Origin of the sequence: Shewanella sp. DW31 (assembly GCF_015767295.1) — a bacterium.
Classification (GTDB): Bacteria; Pseudomonadota; Gammaproteobacteria; order Enterobacterales; family Shewanellaceae; genus Shewanella; species Shewanella oncorhynchi.
On record NZ_JADWMP020000002.1, the window covers coordinates 58,964 to 83,060 of the forward strand.

Annotated in this window: 22 protein-coding genes; 10 read left to right on the forward strand and 12 right to left on the reverse strand. The window is 45.2% G+C overall.

All coding sequences use genetic code 11. The features are described 5' to 3' along the window. Positions 1–102: 102 nt before the first annotated feature. Entirely contained in the window at positions 103–345 is a 243-nt protein-coding gene (locus GWI56_RS02585; RefSeq protein ID WP_168823252.1) for a hypothetical protein, read from the forward strand. Between the two features lie 129 nt (positions 346–474). Here GWI56_RS02585 and GWI56_RS02590 read toward each other — a convergent pair whose 3' ends face one another. The 3 genes from GWI56_RS02590 to GWI56_RS02600 all read right to left on the reverse strand — a co-directional run bounded on the left by GWI56_RS02590 (position 475) and on the right by GWI56_RS02600 (position 2,385). Then, a complete protein-coding gene (locus GWI56_RS02590) occupies positions 475–984 on the reverse strand; it encodes a YgjV family protein (RefSeq protein ID WP_028760654.1) in 510 nt (169 codons plus the stop codon). 139 nt (positions 985–1,123) lie between these two features. Further along, positions 1,124–1,735 carry a Crp/Fnr family transcriptional regulator gene (locus tag GWI56_RS02595; RefSeq protein WP_113941055.1) on the reverse strand — a complete coding sequence of 204 codons (612 nt, stop codon included), beginning with the start codon at positions 1,733–1,735 and terminating at the stop codon, positions 1,124–1,126. Between the two features lie 23 nt (positions 1,736–1,758). After that, complete coding sequence (locus tag GWI56_RS02600; protein ID WP_131525338.1) at positions 1,759–2,385, reverse strand: fumarylacetoacetate hydrolase family protein; 627 nt, start codon at positions 2,383–2,385, stop codon at positions 1,759–1,761. 207 nt (positions 2,386–2,592) lie between these two features. Between GWI56_RS02600 and GWI56_RS02605 the strand changes: the two genes are divergently transcribed. Further along, on the forward strand, positions 2,593–4,620 hold the full coding sequence (locus tag GWI56_RS02605; protein WP_173497082.1) for a methyl-accepting chemotaxis protein: 2,028 nt from the start codon (positions 2,593–2,595) through the stop codon (positions 4,618–4,620). Between the two features lie 26 nt (positions 4,621–4,646). On the opposite strand, the gene GWI56_RS02610 is transcribed toward GWI56_RS02605, so the two are convergent. After that, positions 4,647–5,660, reverse strand: coding sequence for a succinylglutamate desuccinylase/aspartoacylase family protein (locus GWI56_RS02610; protein WP_028760658.1), 1,014 nt, complete (start codon positions 5,658–5,660; stop codon positions 4,647–4,649). Positions 5,661–5,784: 124 nt separating this feature from the next. Next, a complete protein-coding gene (locus GWI56_RS02615; RefSeq protein WP_198572063.1) occupies positions 5,785–6,363 on the reverse strand; it encodes a MarR family transcriptional regulator in 579 nt (192 codons plus the stop codon). 230 nt (positions 6,364–6,593) lie between these two features. Here GWI56_RS02615 and GWI56_RS02620 point away from each other — a divergent pair, with 230 nt between their 5' ends. Continuing rightward, on the forward strand, positions 6,594–7,799 hold the full coding sequence (locus GWI56_RS02620; RefSeq protein WP_198572064.1) for an MFS transporter: 1,206 nt from the start codon (positions 6,594–6,596) through the stop codon (positions 7,797–7,799). A 98-nt stretch (positions 7,800–7,897) separates the two neighbouring features. Here GWI56_RS02620 and GWI56_RS02625 read toward each other — a convergent pair whose 3' ends face one another. After that, positions 7,898–8,461, reverse strand: a complete 564-nt coding sequence (locus GWI56_RS02625) for an alkylphosphonate utilization protein (RefSeq protein WP_011790067.1) — start codon at positions 8,459–8,461, stop codon at positions 7,898–7,900. 134 nt (positions 8,462–8,595) lie between these two features. Continuing rightward, positions 8,596–10,815, reverse strand: a complete 2,220-nt coding sequence (locus GWI56_RS02630) for a TonB-dependent receptor (protein ID WP_198572065.1) — start codon at positions 10,813–10,815, stop codon at positions 8,596–8,598. 352 nt (positions 10,816–11,167) lie between these two features. Between GWI56_RS02630 and GWI56_RS02635 the strand changes: the two genes are divergently transcribed. Next, a complete protein-coding gene (locus GWI56_RS02635) occupies positions 11,168–11,881 on the forward strand; it encodes a DUF2461 domain-containing protein (RefSeq protein WP_168823266.1) in 714 nt (237 codons plus the stop codon). 93 nt (positions 11,882–11,974) lie between these two features. On the opposite strand, the gene GWI56_RS02640 is transcribed toward GWI56_RS02635, so the two are convergent. Next, positions 11,975–12,571 carry a TetR/AcrR family transcriptional regulator gene (locus GWI56_RS02640; protein ID WP_131525344.1) on the reverse strand — a complete coding sequence of 199 codons (597 nt, stop codon included), beginning with the start codon at positions 12,569–12,571 and terminating at the stop codon, positions 11,975–11,977. Positions 12,572–12,766: 195 nt separating this feature from the next. On the opposite strand from GWI56_RS02640, the gene GWI56_RS02645 reads away from it, so the two are divergent. The 5 genes from GWI56_RS02645 to GWI56_RS02665 all read left to right on the forward strand — a co-directional run bounded on the left by GWI56_RS02645 (position 12,767) and on the right by GWI56_RS02665 (position 19,580). Continuing rightward, on the forward strand, positions 12,767–13,408 hold the full coding sequence (locus GWI56_RS02645) for a glutathione S-transferase (RefSeq protein WP_198572066.1): 642 nt from the start codon (positions 12,767–12,769) through the stop codon (positions 13,406–13,408). Between the two features lie 62 nt (positions 13,409–13,470). After that, a complete protein-coding gene (locus GWI56_RS02650; protein ID WP_011790070.1) occupies positions 13,471–14,139 on the forward strand; it encodes a glutathione binding-like protein in 669 nt (222 codons plus the stop codon). Positions 14,140–14,378: 239 nt separating this feature from the next. After that, a complete protein-coding gene (locus GWI56_RS02655) occupies positions 14,379–15,770 on the forward strand; it encodes an RsmB/NOP family class I SAM-dependent RNA methyltransferase (RefSeq protein WP_198572067.1) in 1,392 nt (463 codons plus the stop codon). Between the two features lie 288 nt (positions 15,771–16,058). Further along, the gene (locus tag GWI56_RS02660) at positions 16,059–16,220 is read left to right on the forward strand and encodes a hypothetical protein (RefSeq protein WP_006080915.1); all 162 of its coding nucleotides are present in this window, start codon (positions 16,059–16,061) and stop codon (positions 16,218–16,220) included. A gap of 237 nt (positions 16,221–16,457) precedes the next feature. Then, positions 16,458–19,580 (forward strand): NAD(P)-binding protein, encoded by a 3,123-nt coding sequence (locus GWI56_RS02665; protein ID WP_198572068.1) that lies wholly within the window; start codon positions 16,458–16,460, stop codon positions 19,578–19,580. 42 nt (positions 19,581–19,622) lie between these two features. On the opposite strand, the gene GWI56_RS21675 is transcribed toward GWI56_RS02665, so the two are convergent. Beyond that, entirely contained in the window at positions 19,623–19,841 is a 219-nt protein-coding gene (locus tag GWI56_RS21675; RefSeq protein WP_242068335.1) for a hypothetical protein, read from the reverse strand. A 181-nt stretch (positions 19,842–20,022) separates the two neighbouring features. Next, a complete protein-coding gene (locus GWI56_RS02670) occupies positions 20,023–21,696 on the reverse strand; it encodes a diguanylate cyclase (RefSeq protein ID WP_198572069.1) in 1,674 nt (557 codons plus the stop codon). A gap of 245 nt (positions 21,697–21,941) precedes the next feature. On the opposite strand from GWI56_RS02670, the gene GWI56_RS02675 reads away from it, so the two are divergent. Then, positions 21,942–22,793 carry a DMT family transporter gene (locus GWI56_RS02675; protein ID WP_105249758.1) on the forward strand — a complete coding sequence of 284 codons (852 nt, stop codon included), beginning with the start codon at positions 21,942–21,944 and terminating at the stop codon, positions 22,791–22,793. Between the two features lie 63 nt (positions 22,794–22,856). On the opposite strand, the gene GWI56_RS02680 is transcribed toward GWI56_RS02675, so the two are convergent. Both GWI56_RS02680 and GWI56_RS02685 read right to left on the reverse strand, forming a co-directional pair. Further along, complete coding sequence (locus GWI56_RS02680) at positions 22,857–23,396, reverse strand: YfaZ family outer membrane protein (protein WP_028760670.1); 540 nt, start codon at positions 23,394–23,396, stop codon at positions 22,857–22,859. Positions 23,397–23,562: 166 nt separating this feature from the next. Beyond that, on the reverse strand, positions 23,563–24,096 hold the full coding sequence (locus tag GWI56_RS02685) for a GNAT family N-acetyltransferase (protein WP_198572070.1): 534 nt from the start codon (positions 24,094–24,096) through the stop codon (positions 23,563–23,565). Between the last annotated feature and the right edge of the window lies 1 nt (position 24,097).

Sequence of the window (24,097 nt, forward strand, 5' to 3'; positions counted from 1 at the left end):
CATTGAAGCTTTTCAATAACAGCGCAACTCAGGCTATAATCTCGCTATTCGCGATAACACTCTCGTGATAATACTTTATCAAGCCTAAGGATCCGCCAACCGATGACAACTGCTTCTACTAGCCCCTTTGCCGTGTTAAACCAAAGCACAGCGACCTCGTTCAATGAGCAGAAAAATCTGATTAAACGGGTATTTAAAGGTAAGCCAGTGCAATGTCCTAGCTGTAAACAGACACTTAAAGTCATATTGCCTGAGCAGGCAAAGGCAGAACAAGCCGCAGGCATTTACTGTGCTAAAGGCTGCACTGATATCGAACTGGATATGGAAGCCGTCGCGGGACTCTAATCATTCCAGAGCCAACCCACACTGGCATTAGCCTCACATCGACGGCCAAGCGACGATTACAATAGTCACTGTAATTCACCGTTATAAAGTAAATATCTCTCTAATTATCAATGAGATTATTTAAACTGATCACGGCAGTTGCTTAAGCTGCCCACGAAAATAGTGTCGATAATAGCCCACCAAATTACTGCCAATAAAGAGTACCTCCATTAACACTGCCACAGGCGATCCCACTAAGGCATTGTGAACGAGCCAAAAACTGGTTCCGACTATCATAAGCAGTCTGAGATCTTTATCCCTTTGACAGAATGCGGCGCGGGTTTGAAACAAGGTGCCTATACAACTGATCACAGTCGTTACCCCATTAAAGGTCACAATGCTCATCACAAGTGCAGCAATAGAGAAACACCATAGGGCTACTTTTGAGGTGGTAAAAATACTGGTGAGATAACGCACTGTGGCTATGCCCATTAAGCCTGCGGCAGTCCATTGCTCCAGCAAACAAAAATGAATTGAAATCAAGATGCCAGACACAAAAAGGCAAGCGACTATCCGCTCCCGCGCCTTAAATTGAAACGAAATCAGATCGAAGATAATGGCTATCGCCACCAAAATTTGAGACAAAGTAAACGCTGTCAACTTATTAAGCTCCTTCACTTTAAGCAATAATGCGCACTCAAATTGAAAGCCTTACAGACTTGAGCGCGCAACTTAAGGCGCAGCATCATGGGAATCGCACTTTAGCGCATTAACTTAAGTTAACTGGGAGCAAAAACCGTTAAAGAGAGTCTTGAAGTCGTCGACGCATACGCGACAAACTGATTGCCGTAATGCCAATATAATTAGCTAGCTGACCTTGGCTTAACCGCTCAAGCCAAAGTGGTGAATGTTCGCGTAAATACAGATAACGTTGCTCAGGTGTGTGCAGCAGTAAAAAGGCTTCCTTTTGTTCTTTATACAATAATTGCTGTTTAAGTAACCCAAGTTGCACTGACTGCAGCGAAGTATCATCCAACACGGACAAGGGCATTTGGATAAGTTTACAGGCGCTTAAAGCTTCTAATTGGTAACGAGCGGGAATTTGCTTAAGCCAACTGACATACAAAAAACACAGTTCACCCTCGAAATAAAACTCCTTACAGCGCTCTGTGCCCTCCTGAGTATAATGGCAAGCGCGCACGATACCATCCACAACAAAATATGCCTGTGACTGCTCATTTCCTTGACCAAGAAGTACCTCTCCCGCCGGCACGTTCAACGCTTTAAACTGTGGTAAGTAACGTTCAACAGCAGCTTGACTCGCCCCTAACGCAATCAAATATTGTTGCAGTGGCTGACAAATTGGCACCTGCAATACAGCAGTCTTTTTTACGTCATCAGGTTCAATCATGCGAGCTACTCAGCGATTTATCACTAAACACTTAACCACTGCCATTCGAGTAAGGGTTCAGCACTCGCTTGCAAGCCACGGCTCAGCGTGACGTTAAATACACTTTTAGCGGGAATGCTTCCCACCCCCTTAGGCGTGCCTGTCATTACAATATCGCCCTCATCTAAACTGATAAATGCCTGTAGCTCGGACAATATAGTCTGAGGTTTGTAGATCATTAAATCGATATGCCCCTCTTGCACCAAGTTATCGTTGATACTCAAGGTGAAATGCAGCTGTGCCTCTGCATCATCAATCGCCACAAACGGACTGAATAACGCTGCACCATCGAAGGCTTTTGCTCGTTCCCAAGGTAATCCCTTAGCTTTTAACTTAGTTTGCAAATCACGTTTTGTGAGATCTAAACCGACGGCGACGCTACTGAAACGGCCATTTTGAAACATAAAACACAGCTCGGTTTCATAATGCAAGGTTTCCCCTTGATGCTCAGAATGAAGCACAGTCGAAATAGCCGAATTGGGCTTTAAAAATACCACCATATCCTCGGGAATTTCGTTACCTAATTCATGGATATGCTCAACATAGTTACGCCCAATGCAGAGAATTTTTGTCGGTACGATAAGGTTTTCACCTAACACGACTGATTTCATCTTTAATCCTTTTCAAGATAGGGTTGAAATAATTTTAAATAATAAAACCAACTAGTTAACCTAAATTAGATCTAAACGTTCAATTGAACTAATCACTGTACTTATGACGAACTCTGCTACACTTAAATCAATATTTCAACGAAAACAGCGATCTAACCATTAATAAACCCATTTTACAGGGACAGTCATAGAAGAGGTTTTCGCACTATGTTAACGCTTACCATAAAACAAAAAATCATCTTTAGTTTTAGTGCAATTGGCGCGCTGCTCATCGCTGGTAGTAGCTTTTTCTACTATTCACTCTCCCAAGTACAAACTGCCTATCAAAATATTGAAACCTTAGCCGTACCCGTGCAAAAGCAGAGTAATAGCTTACAACTAGTGCTATTAAAAATGTCACGCCTTGCCACCTTGGCCCATAGTCAGCAAGACACTGCCGCCTTAACCAAAAGTCAGCAAGCATTTACCGCGCTGCAGAAGAAATATCAAAGTATCGAAAATGAGTTAATTGAGCGAGTTGCAGATCAACCTAAGATGCAAACATCCCTGAACGAAGCACAGGCAAGATACCAAGCCTATTTGCAGCAAAGCCAAGCCATGTTTAGCGCTAAACTCGCCAATGAACAAGCAAAACGGCAGTACCTGCAACTCTTTGAGCGCTTTAACCATGCCAAGACCAACGCCAGTAATGCGATGATTGATCTCGAAACTCTTTCCATCCCCGATAATCCCACTTTACTCGAAGAAATTGTCGGCACAGGTACTCGCATTGACGACATGCTCTATACGCTAGCCAACACTATGGGGGAACTGATCCACACTCAAAGTTTGGATGTTATTCAATCGCACCAACAGGATGTCGGTATTTTACTGGGGAACCTCACCACTAACTTTACCTTTTTAAAACAACAAACTGATGGGCTTGATACCTTAGGATTACTGCAAACATTCGAGCAAGAATATGCGATTATCAATACCTTACTCGCAGCGCCTGCCGAACTTTATAAAGTGCAGGAAGCCGTAGTTGAGGCACAACGACAAGCAGAGCAACATTACCTCGATGCCGATAAAGAGTTTAATGCGAATAATCTCGCCTTAGATAAGTTAATCAACTTAGCCGACCGCCGATTTACCAGCCTGCAAACCATCGCCAGTAATGATATTCAACAGGGTCAAACCTTAGCGATTGTACTAGCACTGGTATTTATCATCATGGTGAGCTTTATCTCTTTCTTCACCTCCAAGGCCATGCTGAATCCCTTGGCCTTAGTGAACGGCGCACTCGCCAGTATCGCCCGAGGGGATTTATCTAAACGCATTCATAAACGTCATAACGATGAATTTGGTGCCCTAATCGATAACATGAATACCTTGAGTGACGATCTTGCCAAGCTGTTAACCAATATCAGCCAAAATGCCCATTCATTAGACAGCTCTGCCACCCAAACCAATGAGCAAGGCCAGCGCATCGCCAATGCCGCAACGGCGCAAATCAGTCGAGTCGATGAAACGAAAGCCTTGGCAGAACAGATGTTTACTAGCTCAAATCTAGTGACAGAACAGGCCAGTGAGTCGGCGAGACAAATCAGTCAAGCTTCGAAATACGGTAATCAAGTGAAGCAAATTGCCGATGATAATCGCAATAAAATTGCCGAACTGAGCGCCCGTTTAAGTAGCTCAGTTGAAGTCATGTCTCGCTTGAGCATTCAAAGCGATAATATTGGCAGCATTTTAACCACCATTAGCAGCATTGCCGAACAAACCAATTTGCTGGCACTGAACGCCGCCATTGAAGCCGCCAGAGCGGGGGAACATGGTCGTGGTTTTGCCGTCGTAGCCGATGAAGTGCGATCACTTGCCTCACGCACCCAAGCCGCCACCGCCGAAATTCAAACCATGATCACGGCCCTGCAAAAAGAAACGTCCACGGCAGCCGATGCAATTACTACGGGGCAAAATCAAGCAAATGAGTGTGTCGGACAAAGCCAAACCCTGCAGGATGCTATCGCTCACATAGAAAGCACCTTACATACCCTCAATAAAATGAGTCTAGAGATCACCCACGCCGCCCACGAGCAGTTAGATTACAGCCAACGGATTGAGTCGAGCATGAGTGAGGCGGCACAATCTGCAGACCAAAATGCCAATGAAGCCATGGACATGGCCAAACGCAGCAACGAAGTCACTCTGCTTGCCCATTCACTCACCAGCTCAGTGGAGCGGTTTAAACTGTAGAGGTGATGGGACCTAGGTTCTAGATTCTAGGCATATTCCATCAGGAATTCATCGAGTTGTTCGTTGGCAATTTCAATTTCGTCACCTTCGAACTGGGCGATATGAAACATACCCTCACCTTCGTTAGTCACAGGGATATTACTTATTCCTATGATAATACCGTCGGTTGGCGCGCGAATGGCCACACTGTCACCGCCGTGGGGACTAACGATATGGGCAATGATATAACCCTTAGTCACCCGCTGGCCAAGTTTAAGCTTCATATTCACTAAACCATCGGATTCACTGCGAACCCAATAACTGCGAATAGCACTGACACTCGCGCCTTTGTTACTCACTCGCCCTTTAAGCATATCTAAACTGCGCATCACATTGAGCACACCTTTGAGGCCAGATTTTATCGACAACTCGCTAAAACGTAACGCCTCTCCAGCCTCATATAAAATGCAAGGAATGCCCTGTTGATTAGCATAACCTCGCATAGAAACACTGCGCGCTTTAGAATGCATAATAAGCGGCGCACCAAAGGCATTCGCCATGGCGAGCATAGTCTCATCATTAGTATCACAGCGAATTTGCGGCAAATTATCCCTATGGACGGCCCCAGTATGTAAATCAATCACATGGGTTGCATGAACTAATAACTGAGTGGCAAACAGATTAGCTAAACGGCTTGCGAGCGCCCCTTTGCTAGAACCAGGAAAGCAACGATTTAAATCACGACGATCGGGTAAATAACGGGATTGCTGAATAAAACCAAACACATTCACTATTGGCACCACAATTAACGTGCCCGTCAGATTCTTGGGATTCACTCTGGCTAATAAACGCCGACAAATTTCGATACCATTGAGTTCATCCCCATGAATGGCGGCACAAACCAGTAAAGTCGGGCCAGGTTTGGCTCCGTGAAACACTTCCACATGAATATCGAGTTGCGTATCGGTATACAACTTAGCGGCAGGCAGCTTGATCCCTAATTGCGTCCCAGCTGTGACTCGTTTTCCCGCTAATTCAAATGCTTCACGTCTTTTTACCATGGCAACTCCCTTGTTCTATCAAATGTTATCCCGCGCGATTGGCTCATGTTTACCGCATTTTGCCAAAGTGATCCGCTATTGCATATCAGCCTACTCTAAAGACTAAAGTGGGATTTTAAACGAATTATTGCGGCTCAAATTGGTTCAGCCAAGATTTTAAAATCTGCAGTAACACAGGCCTATCTTCAGCACTCACGCCCGCGAACAACGCACTTTGACATTGAATATGCTGAGGTAATGCCTTATCAATGAGCGACTTACCCTCAGCAGTTAACGAGACATGGACAGCGCGGCGATCTTCCTTACTGTGCTCCCGCTCAATCAGCCCCTTATTTTCGAGTCTGTCTAAACGACTGGTCATAGCGCCAGAACTTAGCATCATGCTCTGATAAAGTTGCGAAGGCGAGAGTGTGAACGGCTCTCCCGAGCGCCTTAACGTCGCGAGCACATCGAACTCCCCCTGACCTAAGCCAAATTCGGCGTGGCATTGCAGCAGTACCACTTCGATATATTTCGTTAAACGAGCGATTCGCCCGAGCACAGCCATAGGGATCAAATCCTCAGTCACCCCTTGCTGTTGCCACTGTTCAACAATTCTATCGAGGCCATCTTCTTTGGTATTCGAATCCGCTTTCTTTTTATCCGTAGAACTCGCGTTAGTATCCGCAGGACTGGCATTAGTTAGCGTCATTTTAGCTGTCATAGGTTTATCTCAATATAAAGATTCTTTACATCATTCTTTACATCTTAGTCATTTTCTCGCAGAATTAAAATATCTTTATATCAAGATACATCTGAAAGAGATTCTTTTTGAATTGTAGTGATGTGGTTTCAACCTACTGTTGTTGAAGGGAAATCATCATGAGTATGCTAAATGCTGCTACAAATCACTTTTTCAGCAAATCAAACTCAGCTTATTTTTGGAGACAATCCATGCGATCCCCCCTGACAGAGAAAGCGAATTTATTGCTGCTCGGACTCGCGTTCATCCTTATTGGTCTAAATCTACGACCCATTCTCGCCTCCGTTGGGCCTTTACTGCCCAGCATACAAAAGGATATCAGCTTAAGTTTTACCTTAGCATCTATGCTGACATTGCTGCCCGTGCTCGCCATGGGACTGGGCTGTTTTGCAGGCTTTAGTATCGCCAAACGTTTAGGATTCAATACCGTAATGACAGGATCATTGCTACTGCTGATCGCCGCTACTGCAATGCGATTCTGGACGATAGATGCCAATTGGCTTATCTGCTCGGCATTACTGGCAGGGGTCGCAATCGCCCTCATTCAAACCATAATGCCCGCCATGATTAAGCTTAATTTCGGTGAACGGGTGCCCTTAATGATGGGGCTTTACGTCACCGCCATTATGGGCGGCGCCGCATTAGCGGCGAGTAGCGCGCCTTTTATCGAGATGAACTTAGGTTGGCGCGCGGGTCTAGGTCATTGGACTTGGTTAGGCATATTCGCACTCGTGCTGTGGCTCCTGATTAAACATAAAGCCGCATTACCGAGCCAAGCAAAAGAGCAAGCTTTGCAACTTAACTTTTGGCGTTTTCGTCGCAGTTGGCTATTGGCGATATTTTTTGCATTAGGCACAAGTTGTTATGTCTGCGTACTTGCATGGTTAGCCCCCTACGCGGTCGAGCTAGGTTATAGCCAAACTCAATCTGGATTAGTATTAGGTTTTTTAACCAGCATGGAAGTGATCGCGGGCTTAGTGTTTCCTTGGCTTGCCAGCAAGTCGACGGACAGACGCGCCATCATAGCCCTACTCTGCTTACTACAACTCATTGGCTTTATGGGACTGGCACTCGCCCCTCAAGTATCGCTATTTTTATGGGCGGGACTTGCAGGATTAGGTATTGGCGGGATTTTTCCACTCGGGCTGATTGTCACTATGGATCATCAACAAAATCCTATGTTAGCAGGTAAATTAACCGCCTTCGTGCAGGGTGTGGGATATACCATAGCGGCTATCTCGCCTTGGATTGCCGGATTAATTCGCGATAATTTCAACAGCTTTAACAGTGCTTGGTTATTACTCGGTGGCTTAAGTGTGATCGCGTGGATATTATCTTGGCAATTTAATCCGCAGGGCTATGCACGCCAATATCAAATCACCCGCTGTGTATCTTAACCATCTAATTTAAAATAAAAAAACCGCCATGTCGGCTAACGATCATGGCGGTTTTTATTGTGTTGAGCTAAATAAATCGCGCTCACACTAAGCGAAACTTAAGACTTTTTAACGAAGCACGTCAGAATCACAATACGAGTACCGTTAACGCGGCCTTCGATATGCTCTGGGTTGTTGGTCAAAGCAATGTTACGCACAGCTGTGCCACGCTTAGCCACAAAGCTAGTGCCTTTCACGTTTAAGTCTTTGATGATGACCACAGTATCGCCAGCATTGAGCACTGCACCATTACTGTCTAACGTTGGCGTAGCATCGTCACCTGCTGCGGCAACTTCGGCATCACCCCACGCTTTTAAATCGTCTTCAAGATAAAGCATATCCAGCAAATCTTGCGCCCAGCTTTCGCCATTTAAGCGCTTAAGCATACGATATGACATCACTTGAACTGCCGGTACAGGACTCCACATGCTGTCATTCAGACAACGCCAGTGGTTCATATCCATGGTATCCGGTGCCGCAATTTGGCCACTGCAGGTTTCACAAATCATGATCTCATTGTCACGGCCATCGGAGGCTGGCAGATCATAAATAGAGAGTTCAAGCTCGCTGCCACACAGTTCACACTTGCCGCCACAGCGACTTAGCAATTCATTTTCAGTCATTTTTCTGTTCTATATGCCTAGTAAAACGCGGATTATGCCATAAACTGGCATTTTTCGGCAGGGGGCTGAGGCAATATAACCCTATTTTTTATGAGCTATATATGCCTAGTCCACACAGCCTTAGTGATTAGTCTTTAAAATTCATAGGCTAAACTCAAACGAACATCACGCCCAGCTGCGGGGATCCCATCGGAGAGAAACGGCACCACTTGCAGATCCGTAAGATTTTTTACCATCAAACGCACACTTAATCCCTTTAAGATGGCTTGAGGTTCATAGGCGAGATACACATTCTGTAGGAAGTAATTTTCGCTTGGCGACTCGGCATTAAAGATATCACCGTGGGGAACATTGGTTTGCGCATCATACCAAGCGCCCTGCCAAGCGATAGAAATGTCATCTGTGATATACATGCCTAAACGCAGACGAATATCGAGCGGGGCTATGTTAGCTAAATATTCATCGTCATCTTGGCTATCTCTGAGTGACCCATTGTGCTGTCCTTGCAGCCATGAAACCGCAAGATCACTGAACACATCTTGATAGCGATATTGGGCTTCAAAATCGGCACCGTAAATATGGTAACCATCAAGATTTGTATAACCACTTTGAATTAACTGGGTTTTATCAGACTTAGCTCCGCGGCGCTGGGCAATATCATCACGACCTAAATTGGCAAACAGGGTGATTTGCGTCGACAAAGCATCCTCATTGGCAAGTACATGCTGATGCTGCGTCATTAGGCCTAATTTGAAGGCATGTAAGCGTTCGACATCAATGTCGCGACTCGTGCCGGTAATGCTGGCTTTAGCGTATTGCACGGCATAAATCTCATCCACCACAGGGGCTTGCAAGCTATAAGCGTAATCAAAGTTTAACCGAGCGTGATTTGTCAGTTGATAATCTATGCCTAATCTGGGTGAGAACCCCGAATGATGGGTTGAGCTATAGTCATGGCCCGCAGCAATATCATTGTAATCTGGTGCAATATTTGGTCGACCTATGCTGTAGATAAAGTCATATCGCAGCGAGGGAGTCACAGTTAAGTCATTAGTAAGATGAATTGCATCGCGAATATAGGCAGCATAGGTATCTTGACGGCCTTCAGGTTGGTAGTAAGGTGTGTACCAGCCAAAGTTTTTCTCGGGATTTGTTTCATAACTTTTGTTAAACACGAGCGAAGTGCGGTCGAGACTACGGTACTGTAATCCTGTGGTGATCTCATGGTCACCAATCAAGCTCAAGTTGTTAATATCAATGTAGTCACGTTTATAGTCTAGCCAAGATTCGTGACCGAAGTTGCCTACGGAAACCGTCATTTTCTCCCACGCGATATCGGGTCTTACCCAGTGGCGTGCATTCGCCGAATGGGAAATCACCACTTGGGTATCGATCAGGGGATTACTCGGCGAATAGCGATAATTTGCCGACCAAGTGTTGTCTTCATAGGTGTTGTAGGCGGTTGTGGCATACAGAGCCTGCTCGTAGGAACCGTACTTTTTGATGTTGTAGTCCGAAATTGCAGGCATAGGGCCACGGCGGTTAGCCCAAGGTTTGCGGCCCTCATCAAGATAATGGGTCACGCTCAAGGCTAATTGGTGATCGCCCTGCGCATAATCCATCTTACCTAGGTAGTTATTTTGCTCATAGCCCGAATATTCAAACTCTTCACCATTGGCTAAAGTGACATCCCCCGCATCGCGACGCGTAAGATGCAGCAAGCCAGATAGATGTGAATTCACGCGGCCATAAACGGTCCCCGTATAACCCATAGCGTCATTATTGCTGGCGTAGCTGGTTTTGACTCGAGCGCCAAGGGATTGATCATATTTAAGAAAATCATCGGCCGATTTAGTGACCACATACATGGCACCACCAAAACCGCCATTGCCCGAGCGCACATCATGGGCACCTTTGATCACTTCCACTCGTTTGATGAGGTCAGGATCGAGGAAAAATGAGCCGTAGCGATACTGCTCAAATCCCACCGGAGCATTATCCACATAAACGTTAAAATCTTCAGTCTCGCCAAAGCCCCAGATATTAATCCGCTCACCGCCACTGCGGGTACCGCCATCGATATGCGCCCCCGCCATATCATCGATCACTTCGGCGAAAGTTGTCGCCTGCATCTCCTCGATTTGTTCCATAGAAATAATCGCTTCACCGGGTTTAGCGACTGTGATGGCCCTGCGATATTGCTGCCCATGAACCTGCAGGATCTCAATCGGCTCAACCTTAGGCTCGCCCAATACCTCAGCGGCGTACAACGGCATTGAGGGCAATATACATAATCCCATAAGCGACAGATTTCTATTCGCTTTCCACTTATCACACTTAGGCAGGCAACCCATTCAACGTCATCCTATTAACAAACCAATCTAAAAATAGGGCGGCATTATAGGCACTAACGAACAAGATAAGAATAGTTCTCACTTAGCTTTACGTGTAAATAACCGACTTATTGAAAACAAGGTAGAAGCGGCACAATGCAAAAATTTAAGTGAAGATCTTGCCGAAGGATGGCAGTATTGGCACCCAACTTGGCAGTCTTAACTATCGTGTTTTAACTATAGTGTCTTAACTATCGTGAGTAAGAACGAGCGGGCGATACGGGAGGATATGTCAGCACAACTCACCTTGCTCCTCAATCGGCATTAATACTGCTTATGCTCGGTTTATCTGCATTAATAAGGTTCCCTGATAATGGCCACTCTAACAACTAAAATCCCTATTGCGACTGGTGCAACGTTCAGCGCTGCGAGCCTGCAATTTTTAAATCAACTGGCACAAAACAACTCCCGCGACTGGTTTAAAGCCCATCAGGCGGAATACGAAGAAACAGTGCGAACGCCTGCGCTGCAGTTTATCGAACAAATGCAGCCCAGTATTCTCGCCCTCTCACCTAGGCTCACTGCCGTACCAAAAAAAGTCGGCGGCAGCTTGATGCGTCCCCAGCGAGACAGCCGTTTTAGCAAAGATAAAACGCCCTATAAAACCAATGTTGGCATTCAATTTCGCCATTTTCAGGGCAAAGACGTGCATGCGCCGGGACTATATTTACACATTGCCGAAGATGGCTGTTTTATTGCAGCAGGGATTTGGCACCCAGAATCGAAAGCCTTAAATGCCATTCGCACTTGCATCGATGAGAATCCCAACGGCTATAAAAAGGCGCTACAAACCTTACAAAGTCATGGATTTAATATGGATGGCGATAGCTTAACTCGACCACCAAAGGGATTTGATAAAAACCACCCTATGCTGATAGAGCTAAAACGAAAAGATTTTATCGCAGTTAAAAATATCGCCTTTGAGGAACTCTGCCGCCCAGATGCAGCCAGTTTTTGTGCCGAGCAGTTTGCACACTGCACTCAACTGATGGCCTATCTGTGTTTTGCGCTGGACTTGGACTTTTAGAAATAGCTTTTAAAAATAAACTTTTAAAAAATAGATTTCTAAAAAACATGGCCTAGGCAAAAAACTAGGCCAATCAAACTATGTCATTTGCAGTTATGCCGTCTGATTAGCACTCAAACTACGTAAATAGTCTTGCAATACAACAAACGCATTGTCTAACAACTCATATTCGCCCGCCTTGCCTAACACTCTAATCCCTTGTAATTGCAGCACTAAAAAAGCAGCAACTTGATGTGGTTGCACATGGGCTAATAGCTCTCCACGCGCTTGGCAAACTTGTAACACTTGGGTGAATGAGGTCTGTAATCGACAAAATAATCGCTGACATTCCTGCAGCACACTTTCATCGTTAAGGCTCTTTTCGAGCACAGCATTTTGCATAAAACAGCCATACTTTTGCTCCCGCTGCAAAGCAACAAAGCGCGCTAAATAAGCTTCTATTTCAGCTAAGCCCGCTTTTTCATGCAGCAAAGTATCTGAGGCACCAAAAGAGTAGTTATCAAGGTAGAAACTGAGGCACTCGCGATAAAGATTCTGCTTGTCGCCGAAACTGTTATAGAGACTAAATCGATTAATGCCTAAATGGCCGACGAGATCGGAAATCGAGGTTTCGGCAAAGCCCTTTTGCCAAAAAAGCTCCATCGCCAATATGAGTTTTTCTTGCCGATCAAAATTACAACTCCGTGCCATAGCCTTCGACCTAATCTCTTGAATACGCGTTCACGTTCAGCTTCACCATTCCTCTTTACTACAGAAAGTTGAGGAGAAAACATTCTTGACTGATCGTTTAGATATGGCGTAAATTCTAACCTAACCGATCGTTCCGTTAAAGCCTTATATGCTCAAATCGAGCATAAAGCACTGATAAAAACTAAAGGACTTTAGATGAAACTCTACGAATTAGCTCCGACTCCCAGCGCACGCCGCGTCAGTATTTTTCTTGCGGAAAAAGGCATAGAAGTGCCAAGAGTGAACGTCGATATCCGTGGAGGGGAAAATTTAAGCGCTGAGTTTAAAGCCAAAAGTGTAAATGGCCGCATTCCACTGCTCGAACTCGATGATGGCAGCTACCTGTGTGAATCTGTTGCCATTTGCCGCTATTTAGACGAAATCCACCCGAGTGAGCGTTCACTGTTTGGTAATACACCGCTTGAGCGCGCCAAAGTAGAAATGTGGCAACGCATCATAGAGTTACAAGGATTAATGGTCGGGTTTCAAGCCTTTCGTAATTTAAGCGGTGTCTATAAAGACAGGGAAAATTGTGTCGAGTCTTGGGGCGTAGAATCACGCCAAAGGGTCATTGACTTCCTACCAACCTTAGACCAACAATTGAACACGTCAGCCTTTGTGGCAGGCGATGCATTCAGTATTGCCGATATTTCGGCTTACGTTTTTATCAGTTTTATTAAAAATTTAGACATCGAAGTGACTGATAACTTGCCGCATATCAAGGCTTGGTTCAACACTATGGCGCAGCGTCCTGCCATAGTATCGTTAACCCCTAAAAATAGCGGCGCTAATGCCTGATGATGAATATTCATGGGCACTAAAGTGAGTAGCTATAAGCGTTATAACCTAAAGGAATCATCATGATAGATTTATACACAGCCGCGACCCCTAATGGTTTTAAAATTTCCATCGCACTGGAAGAAATGGGACTTGAATATCGCGTCCACAAGCTAGATTTCAGCACCAGTGAGCAAAAACAGCCCGAGTTTATTGCCATTAATCCTAATGGTCGAATTCCCGCCATTATCGACCGCGACAACGAAGATTTTGTGGTATTCGAATCCGGTGCAATTCTGCTGTATCTCGCCGAAAAAACAGGTAAATTCCTACCAGCCGATCCTAAAAAACGCTCGCAGGTGATCCAATGGTTAATGTTCCAAATGAGCGGCGTCGGCCCCATGATGGGACAAGCCAACGTATTCTTTAGGTACTTCCCTGAAAAAATCCCCGCAGCCATTGACCGTTACCAAAAAGAAGGTCGACGTTTATTCGAGGTTATGAATACTCAACTAGCTACAAATCAATACCTTGCTGGTGACGAATACACGATTGCCGACATCGCAACTTGGCCTTGGGTGCGGATCCACGAGTGGAGCGGCATCAATATGGAAGGTCTGACCCATTTGCAACGTTGGTTAGATGAGTTAGCACTCAGACCCGCGTGCCAAAAAGGCATAATCACGCCGCCACCTGTGGAAATGAGTGATGAAGAACGGGCTAAGCAAATCCAAAAGATGGTGACGAAATAGTCACCTTCCAAGCGGTCATTGCGCGAATAGCCTGCAAATAACCCTTTGGTACTGAATGCACTATGAGTCTCAGTGACTCAACCACAAAAAGCCCCGCAAGTTGATGCTACTTTGGGGCTTTTTTTCTGCCTGTTATCGGGCAAAACTGCTACACTCTGCGCCACTTATTTTTCCCCTCTGTTACAGTTATGCCTCCTACATAAGGCGCAGCCACAGAGAGCATAATTCAGGCTAAATTTATGGGTAATCCAAGCAGCTTCTCTTCCGATAAGGCATCTAACTCAAACACATCGTCAGCGTTAAATACAGAGGCGAGCACCCCCGCGCAAAAACGTGCGCTCAGTTACGCCAGTACAATTAAGCAGTTATTCGATGAAATTCAAAGCAGTAAAATGCCCGCCGACCGTATTCTGGCAAATTACTTTAGAGAACATAAAAAACACGGCTCGAAGGATCGTAAAGTCATTCGTGAATCCTTATTTAGTCTATTTCGTTGGTGGGGGTGGTTTCAGCGAATAGGCGATCAACAAGAATCAGCGACTTATTTTGCCAGCCTAAGCGCCAGTGCGTTATTGGAAGCCCATGCCTGGCAAGATATCGCCACTGCTTGGCATGAGTTATCGCAGTCGCCTATCGATTATCAACAGGCTCAAGCACTTGCAGTTGACAGTCTCAACGACAAACTCACGCTAATGCAGCATTTATTTCCAGCGGCTAAGCTTAAATCACAGGATTTATTACCCGACTGGTTCTGGCAAGTGTGCCCTGTTGATGCTGCGCAGCAAACGCAATTAATTGAAGCTATGTCCAGTCGCCCGCCGATTTGGGGCCGCGCGCAAGGGATCACGAGTCAAGATGCGGCGGCGCAGCTGCAAGCGATAGGTATCGATGCTAGTTATGGTCATTACTTTAACGATGCCATTAACCTTGGCAGCAAGAGTATGAATCTTAATGAAATCGCCCTGTATAAAGACGGCAACATTGAGATCCAAGATTTGGCTTCACAGGTCATAGGGCAAATTTGCGCGCCAGAACCCGATGCCCATTGGTGGGACGCCTGCAGTGGCGCCGGCGGTAAAACCCTGCAGCTACGCTCTTTGATGTTGACCAAGGCTGCTGATAATCAAATACCCTCTGCGGGCAGCATCATATCGTCCGATATTCGCTCCAATGCCCTAGAAGAACTGACTAAGCGTACCCAAAGAGCCCACTTTAACAATATTAGCGTGGCCCGTTGGAAGAGTGATGCCCTGCCGGTACCTGCGGATCATTTCGACGGTGTGTTAGTCGATGCCCCGTGCAGTTGTACTGGCACTTGGCGACGTAATCCTGATATGCGTTGGTTGGATGGTGTTGAAGCCGTGGCCGATAAAGCCGCGTTACAGCTCGATATTTTAAGCCGCAGTAGCCGCGCAGTTAAAGCGGGCGGCGTACTCGTTTACGCCACATGTTCCTTGTCGCCGCTCGAGAACCAAGACGTGGTGACGGCGTTTTTACAGCAACATCCAGAGTTCACGCTCACGCCGATACGCCATCCTTTTACGGGTGAACAAACAGAAATGTTGACCGTTTGGCCCTTTGAAGCGAATAGTGATGGTATGTTTGTCGCGCGTATGCTGCGCGTCAAGTAACACTAACTCATTATTTTGTATCAAAACTTGGCGCCTTTCATTCTGGGCGCCAGTTTCAATCATATAATATAATTTCTGATGATAATTACACTTATCCTTTAATTATCATAAAGATAACCAACACACTCCCCATTAAAATCTCAGATACGGCCATTTCAGTGGCAAGATATAGCCTTTGGACAAAACTTTTCACCATCAGTGATGAAATATTTCGCTTTAGCTTCATCTCTCCTTTGGGTAAAAAGATCGGGTGCTGCGAATGGCACAGGTATTTTTGGAATTTTGACCATGTCACACTCCTATGAATTTGACGACGATGATGCGCCATGGGGCGATAACGTCAAAGGTAAGCAAAAGAATAAACGCGTGAAACAGCGCCGCAGAGATACTAAGCGACGTTACTCGGACGATAATACAGAGGTGGATTTCTACCAAAATAAATCGAAGTAACTAAATCTAAGTACCCTTGCTCTCACGGGTTTGTTTTACAAATTCGTTCTGTGCTAAACCTGCCAAATCTGAGCAAGTTGGATAATATCCAACTTGCTACTCAACCCCGTTATCCCCCCTCAAATACTTAATCATTCCAGTGTAAAATCAATGGGCTTAATTGCTTATTTGCCCTATGCTTTTTGGGCTATAACTCCCAAATCATTGGACTTACACTGAAATTTAAGGATGAACGCCATGGAAAAACAGCGCCCCGACTTTATTTATCCCCAAGGCAGTATGTTGATGCACTCGCCCTTAGTGCTAAATAAAGCCGATATGTACGGTTTTTTTCTTAAGGGGAAACAGGAAAACCTGCAACGCTCTATCGATAAAACCCTGAATCAAGTTGCCGGTAGCGCAATGTATTTTAAGGTGCTGTCTCCCTACGTACTGACAACCTTCACTCAAATTGAAAAAGCCTACTCCGCTTATCCAGAGGACAGAGCTAAGGGCTGGATCCAAGAAACGGACATCATCACTTGGGTCATGGTCGGGCGCCAAGATAGCAGCGACAGTAAACAAATCAGCCAAGTGTATTTTCAGCCACTACACATTTGGGTGAACGATGCCATGGCCTTAATTAATGGCAGAGAACTCTTTGGTTATCCTAAATATTTATGTGAATACACTATGCCAGCGGTTGGCGAGCCTCTGACGCGATTATCCCTTGAGACCAAAAGTTTTTTACATTTCTCACCCGAAACCGAACTTGCCCTGCATCCATTAATTGAAGTGAATTGCGATGCCAAACCCGAGGCACAGCTTTCAACCCTTGAAGCGATAGCTCAAACTTGGCAACTCTTTAAAGAACAAACCGATTTTATTCCAGAACTTGACCAGCTTGGCGAAGAGCAGCTATTTCATCTGTTATTTAAACCCGCTATCGATCAAGTATTTCTAAAACAGTTCCCCGACTCGTCAGGGCAAAAAGCCATTTATCAAGCCATCGTTGCCGCGCCAGCCCAAGTGAATAAAGTGCACAGTGTTACCCTGCTAAAAAATGATTTTGTCGCGACCATTTTTGATAATGCCAGCTTCCCGTTAAAAGATACGCTTGGGGTCGAGATTGGTGAGCAGCACGTTTTACTCCCTTACCATGTGAACTTCGATTTTGAAGTGCCGCCCGGCGAAGTATTAGTCGATAACTCCGAAATCAAAAAACAGAAAATAGCCATTCTCGGTGGCGGTGTCGCGGCAATGACAGCAGCCTGTTATCTAACCGATAAACCCGGCTGGCAGAATCAATATGAGATTGATGTCTATCAACTCGGCTGGCGTATCGGTGGTAAAGGGGCTAGTGGCCGCAATGCCGCTATGGGGCAACGCATAGAAGAACATGGTTTACACATCTGGTTTGGTTTCTATCAAAACGCGTTTGCCTTAATGCGCAAAGCGTATGAGGAATTGGATAGGCCAGCAAACGCGCCGCTTGCGACTTTTTTTGATGCCTTTAAACCCCATAACTTCATCGTCTTACAGGAAGAAGTTGATGGCCGTTCTGTAAGTTGGCCAATCACTTTCCCAATGCTACCAGGCATCCCAGGTGATGGCACCGAAACCCTCACCTTCTGGAAAGTTGTTAAAGTCGCCTTTGCGTGGATCAAAGAATGGCTCAAAGACATGGATGACCTGCTCGATGCAGATGAAAAAGCCATGGGAACACCTAAAAACTGGCTCGATAGCAGCTGGTTTGAACGTTTAAAAGATAAGCTAGAGGATTCAGTCGAAGACGCCAAAGAATCACTCGACGCGCTCGGTGATAAGCTTGAATGCCATTTTAATCAAATGATTGGCCGCGAGTGCGATGAGCATGTACACAGTGAAAGTGACGATGGTCTTGTAGAATCGGCTGTCGATGCCCTGCATCAAAGACTCGTGAAACGTTTTAGCGGACATTTAGATAATAATGACGAACTGCGCCACTTATATATAGCCGCCGATCTGGGCCTCACGATTCTAAAGGGCATGTTTGCCGACGATGTATTTGAAAAAGGCTTTGACGCCATCAATAACTATGATTATCGCGAATGGTTAACCAAACATGGTGCAAGCCTTAAGTACACAGTCGACAGTGCGACAGTGCGCGGTTTTTACGACTTAGTGTTTGCCTATGAGAGAGGGAACTTCGACAAACCTAATGTCGAAGCGGGCACAATTATCCGCGCTATGCTGCGTATTGCCCTGTGCTATCAAGGTGGCGTGATGTGGAAAATGCAGGCCGGCATGGGCGATGTTGTGTTTACACCTTTTTACGAAGTGCTCAAACGCCGCGGAGTCAATTTCCACTACTTCAATCGAGTTGATAATCTCGAATGTCACAATCAAAGTATTCAAGCGATTGAGATCACTGAGCAAGTAGCTCTGGCGCCGACTGTCACAAACTACGATCCTTTAGTCGATGTGAAAGGTCTCGCTTGCTGGCCGAGTACGCCCAATTATGAGCAACTTGAGCCTGAACAAGCGGCACTGCTTAAAGCCCATAATATCAATCTTGAACACTTCTGGAGCGATTGGGACAGCGTGTATGAAACTCACTTTGGCAAAGCCCTGCCGAAAAAGCGTTTAGTCAAAGGCGTAGATTTCGACAAAGTGATCTTCGGTCTATCCATAGGTTCTGTGCCCCACGTGGCGAGTGAAGTCATGGCACAAAGCCCAGCCCTCAAGCTTTGCGTTGATAAGGTGCAAACTGTCGCCACTCAAGCCTATCAACTGTGGATGAACCAAGATCTGAATGGGATAGGCTGGCCTAATTACTCTGAAGATGGCGAGGAACCCGTATTATCGGGCTTCACCGAACCCTTCGATACTTGGGCATCGATGAACCAACTACTAGACAAAGAAGATTGGCGCGGCTTAGAACCTAAAAATGCCAGTTACTTTTGCTCGGCATTGCCTGTCGAGGCCTATCCACCAAGCTCGGATGTAGATTTCCAACAACGGAAAACCTTAGAAGCTAAAGCGGGTGCTATCCATCAACTTAATACCGAAATCCATAAACTTTGGCAAAATGTCGGTGATAGCTTCCCTTGGGAATGGTTACACGATGAACAAGACCGCCAAGGTGTTGCCCGCTTCGATAGCCAATATTGGCGCGCAAATGTAGACCCATCCGAGCGTTATGTCTTATCGGTTAAAGACAGCTCGCAGTATCGCATCACGACAGATGGCACAGGGATAGACAACCTGTATATGACGGGCGATTGGATAAAGACAGGCCTTAATGCGGGCTGCGTCGAAGCGGCGACGATGGCAGGAATGCACACTTCAAAAGCGATATCGGGTCATCCTGCAGTGATTAAGGGCGAAAAAGACTTCTAAGCTCGTCCTTAAATCTAGCTAAGTCGCAAACTTGGACACTGCTCAATCCAAGCAAGATGAAGCTAATAAATCTAAGATAAAAACATAAACGGCGCAGATAAATTCTGCGCCATTTATGTTTTCTAATGTTCTAATAATACCAATCGTATTAAATATCTGTTCATTCAGCAGGAGTTCAACGCGCTTTAGACAAGGCGAAGGCTTGAAGGCATAGTTGTGCTCTGTCGAAAGCCTTAAACGCAGTATAAAGGGCGTTGCCATGTAGTAAACATCAGCCGCCCTTCGGGAGCCTCACAGGTATCCCACTCCCGTGTTGCATTGACTTAAAAGGGAATAACCATTTCTGCGTCAATGCGCCTTGGATTGAAATACCTGTGAGGCTCTGAACTGATTAGCTATTTAATGTGATTGGTATAAAACGATTATTTTAAATTTTCAATAGCTAGCTTAAATGTAGCCTCACATCGACACCGCGAGTATCTGCATACTCTTGACGACGCTTATCCATACGCGATTGATATAAGTGAGTGTCAGCAGAACGCAACCACTCATGGGGATCTGCGACCTCAGTGTTTAACGACATCCCAAAACTACACTGGCAATCTTTAAAACCATGGCTTGCTAATTCTTCACCTAAGCCACTCAAAGCACTCTGTAATAACTGGATACCAGCAGAAGGCGTCACAATCACAAACTCGTCACCACTAATACGATAAACCTTCATGTGCGCTAAGTCTGTTGCTTGCAATAACTGCACTATCAACAGCAATAATCTATCGCCTTCTTGATGGCCGAGTGTTTCATTGACACTTTTCAGACTATCGATATTCAATAGTGCTAACGCCATCGGTTGCACGACTTTATCGGCAAATCCTAATTGTGAGTTCATATATTCGTCAAAAGCATAACGATTACCGACTCGCGTTAATCCATCTAAACGTGCCTTTTCCCATGCAATCGCTAACTCTTCAATATGCGCCTTACGTTCCTCAGCAAGTAATTTCAGCTTATTCGCTAACGCTAAGGACAGTAATAACGCATCGGCCGTGCCGCCCATCAGTGTCGCCAGCTCAGCATGTTCGATAAAATCAGGGGTTAACCCCATATTTCCGGGTAAAATAATCACCGCAGGCAACAGCAAGCAAGTAAAGGCAAGAATAAAATAACGCGCAGGAGCAAAGCCTTTCATCAAGCACACATTACCGCAGGTAATCGCTAAAGCAATCCATAGCATGATCAGTACAGAGGCAATAATTGCCGTATAGGACAACAACCAAATACTGGTCGGCAGAGCCACAATACAGGCAAACATTAAATACTGACTAAGACGCCACAGCCGCGGTGAGTAACTAGGCAACTGCAGGAAGTGCTTGTAAAACATGATATTAAAAATGGGCAAACTGATGAAAAACAGATGATGCAACTCAAGGTAATGAAAATTAAATAAGTGTGCGGGCAAATGGAAAGTCAGTGCCCAGCCACCAAAATAAGCAAATACATAAAGGCCATAGTAGAGAAAGGCTTTATCAAGAATAGAGATATAAATCAAAATATTATATAAGGCGATAAACAATAATCCGCCTAAACACAGCAGCACTGCCATTGCGAGACGGTCAGACATCAACTGATGATCCGCCACACTTTGCAATGCTATCTCAGGGGGAGAGGAGTAATAACGGCTACTCAGCTTCACCACCAGCCAATAATCCGTGCCCATATTCAAGGTGACCTTACGGCCATAATCGAATAAAAACTGGTATGGAGCACTGTAGCCACTGTGGGCATGTTGTACGCTGCCGTCACTGCCGAGTATCCAATAATCTACGGATTCAATAATCGAATTACTTGCATCCACTACCCAGTTTGATTGACGTTGATTGACCATCACAGGTGTAATCATCCAATAATCGCCACCGGTTAAGCTGACCGAACTAGCTTCGTCGAGTTGCTCCATCCAATGGGGCACGGTTTCAAACCGCTCAGGAGGCTGTTGATCCGCTTTAGCATGGAACAAATACGGGGAGTCCAACGCAATTTCAGCGCTTAATACAGAGGGACTTAATGTCCACAAGAAAAGTAAAAAACACCCAAATAGAGTTTGTTTAAGTTTGTTCATCGGCTTATTTAGTTAAAGGGCCATAGATCATTTTTACAGCTATGAAGAAAATGCTAATGCTGTCAATCTTAGTCGATAGTTGGATTTGTAGGTTAACTTTATGGCTACATTTAGTTTTTTACAATCAGTTAGGCTAAATTAGTCGGATATACCATGCCTTATGATGCTATTTTAGTCTCAAAGTCCAAGCTGCGGCATGAAATTCAAGATACACCTTAATACTGACTTATTTTTGCTGGGATCCTATGCAGCCTCTACTGATGATTTTAGCCGCACAACTACTGATTGCCAGCGGTAACCTATTGGTTAAGTTGCTTGAAACCAATGCGCCTGTTTTTCAACTGGTACTCTACAGGCAATTATTTGCCACCCTGCTTGTACTGCCTTTTGTGTGGCACTTACAGGGTAATCTTAAGCTGAGTCCTTTTTACAAAGTGCATCTCGCCCGCGCACTATTGATTGGACTGGGCAACGCCATTTTTATGCTTGCTATTCTGCATCTTCCGCTCGCAACAGTAACAGCAGTGATTTATACCTCACCCTTGTTACTGCTAGTATTATCGGCCATTTTTTTAAATGAACGCATTGGTTATCGACGCACGGTCGCAGGTCTTATCGGCTTTAGCGGTATTTTGCTTATCAGCCAACCAACAGAATTTAACCTGTATATAGGTTTAGCCTTTTTCGGCGCCATGACATCAGCGTTAAATAGTTTGATTTTAAAGGCCTATTCGACCCATGAACATCCTTTTTCCATGCTCTTTTGGTCTAATGCCTTTGCGATGATATTTCTGATACCTGCGACCTTATACGAAGGCGCCGAATTTAGTTTACCAGTGGCGCAAGTGGGGCTGACTTTGGGACTATTTTACATTGCCATGACCTATCTCATCATCCATGCCTATCGACGTGCCGATGCGAGCCAAATGGCACCAGTAGAATATACAGGATTGATTTTTGCAGCCTTGTTAGGCTGGTGGATACTCGATGAAGAACTCAGCCTAGTGATTTTAATCGGGATTGGATTGGTCATTTTCTCATCCATATTGCCAAGCTACAGTGAGCTAAAGGCAAAATGGAAAAGCCGGCGAAGTTAACCTCGGCCGGCTCTTTAATTCGACATCACGATCGCAATATAGCTAAATCAATATGCCTTGTGCTTAGAAACGGAATTTACCGCCAATATACACACCATCTTCGAAAGTAAAATTGCGGGCATCATCGTATTCGAAGGCAATCTTGCGGTAACCAACATAAAGTGCCATGTTTGGCGTTATACGGTATTGCACTTTTGAGTCTAATTCATAATGACCATCAACATTGCCAAATGACAATACAGACGGCGCATAGTAAGCCGCGGCGTGCAGTGAAATATTGGGTCCCATTGATAGTGCATAACGACCACCAACAGAAACGGCACTGCCATTGGGTGAATAGTCAGACCAAAGCTGGCTTAACTGAGCACCGACCTCAAAGTGATGCACACCCGCATCATGGGTCATGTGCATTGCACCTTGAGCGATATGGCCGCCTTCATCCGCATAGATATAACCCAAAACCGCGTTAGTATCTTTGTTCAATTGCAGTTCTAACTCAGTTGAAACCACATCGTTGTTCAACCCAAGATTAAATTCTGACGCATTCACTTGCAGCGCTGCTGCACTCAATAATAAGACACTTGCTACTCTGAACTTAGCCATAAAAAAACACCTCAATAATGACTGTGGGTAATAGCCGCGGATCATACCGAATAAATAAAGAAAATCAGCCTATTTGCGTATAAAGAGGGATTATTTGCGAGGAATATACAAATGTAAAACAAGATGAAAACACATTAAGATCTAAGTCTTTTCACTTACAACACAATTAGACCGCTGGGGTACGATCGCCAACTAAAGACTGCATTATCGCTTCAGCATCGACATTAACGCTTAAAGCTAAGTAATACCAACCCACAGTATTTCCCGTGCCACGGATACTCAAATAATTACGCCAAAACTGAAAACCTGCCTTCAATAAATTAGCTTGACTCGACGTGTTCTCGGCGCGAATAGTGGCGTATAAAATCAAGATCCCCAAAGCCTTAGCCACTTCGATACGTTTTTGCGTTAAACCTTGTGCTATGCCTTGACGCCGATAATGGGGCGATACCACCAGATAACCCAATTCACCGACAGTGCCTTTATCAACAGTGCCTTTACCAACAGTGCCTTTACCAGCTTTTATCGCAGCACAACCCACTATCTCACCCTCGATAGTTTTCGCTAAGATCACCGCACGGGAATGGAAAAAGACCTGATGATCCAACGGATGAGCATTATCATCACGCCCATCAATTAATTGTGCCGCCAGCGCTAATTCTTCCGGCTTTTCACCTATAACAAACTGAATGTTATTCATA

Excerpts from the sequence above, each read along its gene's own strand:
- GWI56_RS02640 (WP_131525344.1), bottom strand. The coding sequence starts at position 12,571 with ATGGCACGGAGTTGTAATTTTGATCGGCAAGAAAAACTCATATTGGCG.
- GWI56_RS21675 (WP_242068335.1), bottom strand. The coding sequence starts at position 19,841 with ATGGCAACGCCCTTTATACTGCGTTTAAGGCTTTCGACAGAGCACAAC.
- GWI56_RS02585 (WP_168823252.1), top strand. The coding sequence starts at position 103 with ATGACAACTGCTTCTACTAGCCCCTTTGCCGTGTTAAACCAAAGCACA.
- GWI56_RS02660 (WP_006080915.1), top strand. The coding sequence starts at position 16,059 with ATGTCACACTCCTATGAATTTGACGACGATGATGCGCCATGGGGCGAT.
- GWI56_RS02595 (WP_113941055.1), bottom strand. The coding sequence starts at position 1,735 with ATGATTGAACCTGATGACGTAAAAAAGACTGCTGTATTGCAGGTGCCA.
- GWI56_RS02645 (WP_198572066.1), top strand. The coding sequence starts at position 12,767 with ATGAAACTCTACGAATTAGCTCCGACTCCCAGCGCACGCCGCGTCAGT.
- GWI56_RS02680 (WP_028760670.1), bottom strand. The coding sequence starts at position 23,396 with ATGGCTAAGTTCAGAGTAGCAAGTGTCTTATTATTGAGTGCAGCAGCG.
- GWI56_RS02635 (WP_168823266.1), top strand. The coding sequence starts at position 11,168 with ATGGCCACTCTAACAACTAAAATCCCTATTGCGACTGGTGCAACGTTC.
- GWI56_RS02675 (WP_105249758.1), top strand. The coding sequence starts at position 21,942 with ATGCAGCCTCTACTGATGATTTTAGCCGCACAACTACTGATTGCCAGC.
- GWI56_RS02625 (WP_011790067.1), bottom strand. The coding sequence starts at position 8,461 with ATGACTGAAAATGAATTGCTAAGTCGCTGTGGCGGCAAGTGTGAACTG.
- GWI56_RS02630 (WP_198572065.1), bottom strand. The coding sequence starts at position 10,815 with ATGGGTTGCCTGCCTAAGTGTGATAAGTGGAAAGCGAATAGAAATCTG.
- GWI56_RS02600 (WP_131525338.1), bottom strand. The coding sequence starts at position 2,385 with ATGAAATCAGTCGTGTTAGGTGAAAACCTTATCGTACCGACAAAAATT.
- GWI56_RS02605 (WP_173497082.1), top strand. The coding sequence starts at position 2,593 with ATGTTAACGCTTACCATAAAACAAAAAATCATCTTTAGTTTTAGTGCA.
- GWI56_RS02650 (WP_011790070.1), top strand. The coding sequence starts at position 13,471 with ATGATAGATTTATACACAGCCGCGACCCCTAATGGTTTTAAAATTTCC.
- GWI56_RS02615 (WP_198572063.1), bottom strand. The coding sequence starts at position 6,363 with ATGACAGCTAAAATGACGCTAACTAATGCCAGTCCTGCGGATACTAAC.
- GWI56_RS02655 (WP_198572067.1), top strand. The coding sequence starts at position 14,379 with ATGGGTAATCCAAGCAGCTTCTCTTCCGATAAGGCATCTAACTCAAAC.
- GWI56_RS02665 (WP_198572068.1), top strand. The coding sequence starts at position 16,458 with ATGGAAAAACAGCGCCCCGACTTTATTTATCCCCAAGGCAGTATGTTG.
- GWI56_RS02670 (WP_198572069.1), bottom strand. The coding sequence starts at position 21,696 with ATGAACAAACTTAAACAAACTCTATTTGGGTGTTTTTTACTTTTCTTG.
- GWI56_RS02610 (WP_028760658.1), bottom strand. The coding sequence starts at position 5,660 with ATGGTAAAAAGACGTGAAGCATTTGAATTAGCGGGAAAACGAGTCACA.
- GWI56_RS02685 (WP_198572070.1), bottom strand. The coding sequence starts at position 24,096 with ATGAATAACATTCAGTTTGTTATAGGTGAAAAGCCGGAAGAATTAGCG.
- GWI56_RS02620 (WP_198572064.1), top strand. The coding sequence starts at position 6,594 with ATGCGATCCCCCCTGACAGAGAAAGCGAATTTATTGCTGCTCGGACTC.